At 67.0% G+C, this 3156-nt stretch carries 4 protein-coding genes; all 4 read left to right on the forward strand.

Features of this window, described 5'->3' with window-relative positions; translation table 11 throughout:
• Positions 1 to 261: 261 nt before the first annotated feature.
• Positions 262 to 585 (forward strand): XdhC family protein, encoded by a 324-nt coding sequence (locus ACIPIA_RS13115; RefSeq protein WP_400510186.1) that lies wholly within the window; start codon positions 262 to 264, stop codon positions 583 to 585.
• A 1-nt stretch (position 586) separates the two neighbouring features.
• The gene (locus ACIPIA_RS13120) at positions 587 to 1216 is read left to right on the forward strand and encodes a LysE family translocator (RefSeq protein WP_400510187.1); all 630 of its coding nucleotides are present in this window, start codon (positions 587 to 589) and stop codon (positions 1214 to 1216) included.
• A 4-nt stretch (positions 1217 to 1220) separates the two neighbouring features.
• Complete coding sequence (locus tag ACIPIA_RS13125; protein WP_400510189.1) at positions 1221 to 1913, forward strand: XdhC family protein; 693 nt, start codon at positions 1221 to 1223, stop codon at positions 1911 to 1913.
• Positions 1914 to 2033: 120 nt separating this feature from the next.
• A partial coding sequence (locus tag ACIPIA_RS13130) for an NTP transferase domain-containing protein (protein ID WP_400510190.1) occupies positions 2034 to 3156 on the forward strand: 1123 nt, incomplete at its 3' end.

A 3156-nucleotide genomic window follows, 5' to 3' on the forward strand; every position in this document is an offset into this window, starting at 1 on the left:
ATCCTGCAGCCGTCAGCGCCAGTTCGAGCTGCTTCATGGAGGTCGCACGACGCAGGATGCCGTGCAGCAGGACGACGCCGTCTTGGCCGGTCGTGGCCATCGTTACCTCGGAAGGGAGAAGGGAACAGCCTTTGAACTCGGCGGAGCGCTAGCACATATATTGCCTGCGCATAACGGCCGTATTCGCCTCGCTCGACGCGGACCGATGGTTGGCGCATAAGATCGCATTTCGTTTCCGCGTCATCCGCGAAAGGCCGGACGATGATCAGCACCGACACCGACATCCTGCGGGCGGCGGAGGACTGGAGCCGCGCCGGCCGGCAGGTCGCGATCGCCACCGTGGTCGAGACCTGGGGTTCCGCCCCGCGCCCGGTGGGCTCCCACCTCGTCATCGACGCCGAAGGCAATTTCGCCGGATCGGTTTCGGGCGGCTGCGTCGAAGGTGCCGTCGTGTCCGAGGCCGCCGACGTGATCGCGGACGGCAAGGCGCGCATGCTGGAATTCGGCGTCGCCGACGAGACGGCCTGGCAGGTCGGGCTCTCCTGCGGCGGACGCATCAAGGTCTATGTCGAGAAGGTGAACTGAGATGGCCTCCTGGGAAACGCTGATCGCCTTCGCGACGGTGACGATCCTCGTCGCTTATTTTCCGGGGCCGGCGCTGCTCTACACGGCCGCCCAGACCATCAGCCACGGCCGCAGGGCCGGCCTGATGGCGATGCTCGGAATTCATCTCGGCTGCTATGTGCACGTCTTCGCAGCCGCTTTCGGCCTGTCCGCCGTGTTCAAGCACGTGCCGGAGCTCTACATGGCAGTGAAGATCGCCGGCGCGATCTATCTTGTCTGGATCGGCATCGGCATGATCCGCTCGCGCCTGGGTGCGCCGGACCAGCCCGTCGCGCCGCCCAAGACGGTGAAACGCGCCCTCCTCGATTCCTTCATCGTCGAAATCCTGAATCCGAAGGTCGCGCTGTTCTTCATCGCGCTGCTGCCGCAGTTCGTCGATCCCACCGGCTCGCTGCCGGTCTGGGTGCAGTTCCTGGTCCTCGGCACGATCGTCAACTTCGCCTTCTCTTCCGCCGATCTCGTCACGGTTTTCGGTGCCTCCTTCGTCGTGGGCGCGATGAAGAAGACGAGGGCCGGCTTCGCATTCGGGCGCTGGATCGGCGGCTCGCTGATGATCGGCCTCGGGCTGAAACTGGCGACGGACAGGGGCTGAGCTCGTGGATCTCTCCGTCCTCTCGACGCTGAATGCCGAACGGCAGGCGCGCCGCGCAACCGTGCTCGTGACCGAGATCGGCAGCGGGAGCCAACGTCTCGTCAGGCAGGAGGATATCGCCAATGACCCGCTCGCCGAGACGCTCGAGCGGCAGTTGCGCATGGGCAAGAGCGGCATGGTCGAGCTGGAGGGCGTGCAGCACTTCCTGACCGTGCAGGCCCCGCACCCACGGGTGGTGGTGACCGGCGCCGTACATATCTCGCAGGCGATGGCGCCGATGGCGAAGACCCTCGATCTCGACCTCGTGGTGATCGATCCGCGCACCGCCTTCGCGACGCCCGAGCGCTTTCCCGAAACCGCCTTGCTGGCGGAATGGCCTGACGCGGCGATCGGCCGGATCGGACTCGACAGCTACACCGCTTTCGTCGCGCTGACGCATGATCCGAAGATCGACGATCCCGGACTCGAGGCGGCACTGCGCTCCAACTGCTTCTATGTCGGTGCGCTCGGCAGCCGGAAAACCCATGCCAGGCGGGTCGAGCGGCTGACCGCCGCGGGGTTCGACGCCGCCGCGATCGAGCGCATCCATGCGCCGATCGGGCTCGACATCGGGGCGGTCTCGCCAGCCGAAATCGGGCTCGCGATCCTGGCGGAGATCGTCGCGACCTTGCGCGGCCCGCGTCGCAAGCCGGCCTGAGGGGCAAGTCTCATGCAATTCGGGCCTGTCGCCATTGCCGATGCCGTCGGCTGCATCGCGGCGCATAGCATCCGTGCGGGCAGTGCGATCGTAAAGAAGGGCGGGACCATCACCGCGGAAATGGCGACGCGACTGCGGGAGGCTGGCGTCAACGAGATCGTCGCCGTCCGGCTGGAGCCAGGCGATATCGGCGAGAACGCCGCGGCTGAACGGCTGGCCATGCATATGTCGGGCAATGCAGTCGTGGCCGAGGCCCCCTTTACCGGACGGGTGAATCTGTTCGCGGCCAAGGCCGGCGTGCTCAAGATAGACGTGGCCGCCATCGATGCCTTCAATGCGGTGGACGAGGCGATCACGGTCGCAACGCTGCCCGCGCTCAAGGCGGTCGTGGCCGGCGAACTCGTGGCAACGGTGAAGATCATCCCCTATGCCGTCGCCGAGGCGCAGGTGGAGCTTGCATTGGCGGCGATCGGCAAGGGACCTGCGGTCACGATCGCGCCGTATCGCCCCGCGCGGGTGGCGGTGATCTCGACCGTGCTGCCGGGTCTCAAGCCGAGTGTGATCGACAAGACGCTGCGGATCATGGAGGACCGGCTCGCGCCTGCGCAGGCGGTGCTGGCGGCCGATAAGCGCGTGCCGCACGAGCCGGGGCCATTGGCGGATGCGATCGCCGCGCAGGCGGCGGCCGGGGCTGACATCCTCGTCGTATTCGGCGCTTCCGCGATCACCGATCGGCGCGACGTCATTCCGCAAGCTCTCGTCGATGCAGGCGGCGAGGTCGAGCATCTCGGCATGCCGGTCGATCCCGGCAACCTACTCATGCTTGGTCGGATAGCCGGCAAGATCGTGATCGGCGCGCCCGGCTGCGCCCGCTCGCCGAAGGAGAACAGCTTCGACTGGGTGTTGCAGCGCAGCCTCGCGGGCATTCCGGTCGGGCGGGCGGATGCCCAGCGCATGGGCGTCGGTGGTCTGCTGATGGAAATCATCTCGCGGCCACAGCCGCGTGCGCCCGGCCACGAGGCCGCGGGCGCCCTGGCGGGTGTCGTCCTCGCTGCCGGACAGTCGACGCGCATGGGCGCGCGCAACAAATTGCTCGAGCCGCTGCGTGGCAAGCCCATCTTGCGCCATGCGGTCGAGGCGCAGCTCGAAGCGGGCTTGTCGCCGGTCCTCGTCGTCACCGGTCACGAGAGGGACGATGTCGTGGCCGCGCTTGGGGAGCTGCCAGTTCGAATCGTTCACAATC

Origin of the sequence: Allobosea sp. CER48 (assembly GCF_044752385.1) — a bacterium.
In the GTDB taxonomy this organism is placed as follows: Bacteria; Pseudomonadota; Alphaproteobacteria; order Rhizobiales; family Beijerinckiaceae; genus Allobosea.

Excerpts from the sequence above, each read along its gene's own strand:
- ACIPIA_RS13115 (WP_400510186.1), top strand. The coding sequence starts at position 262 with ATGATCAGCACCGACACCGACATCCTGCGGGCGGCGGAGGACTGGAGC.
- ACIPIA_RS13120 (WP_400510187.1), top strand. The coding sequence starts at position 587 with ATGGCCTCCTGGGAAACGCTGATCGCCTTCGCGACGGTGACGATCCTC.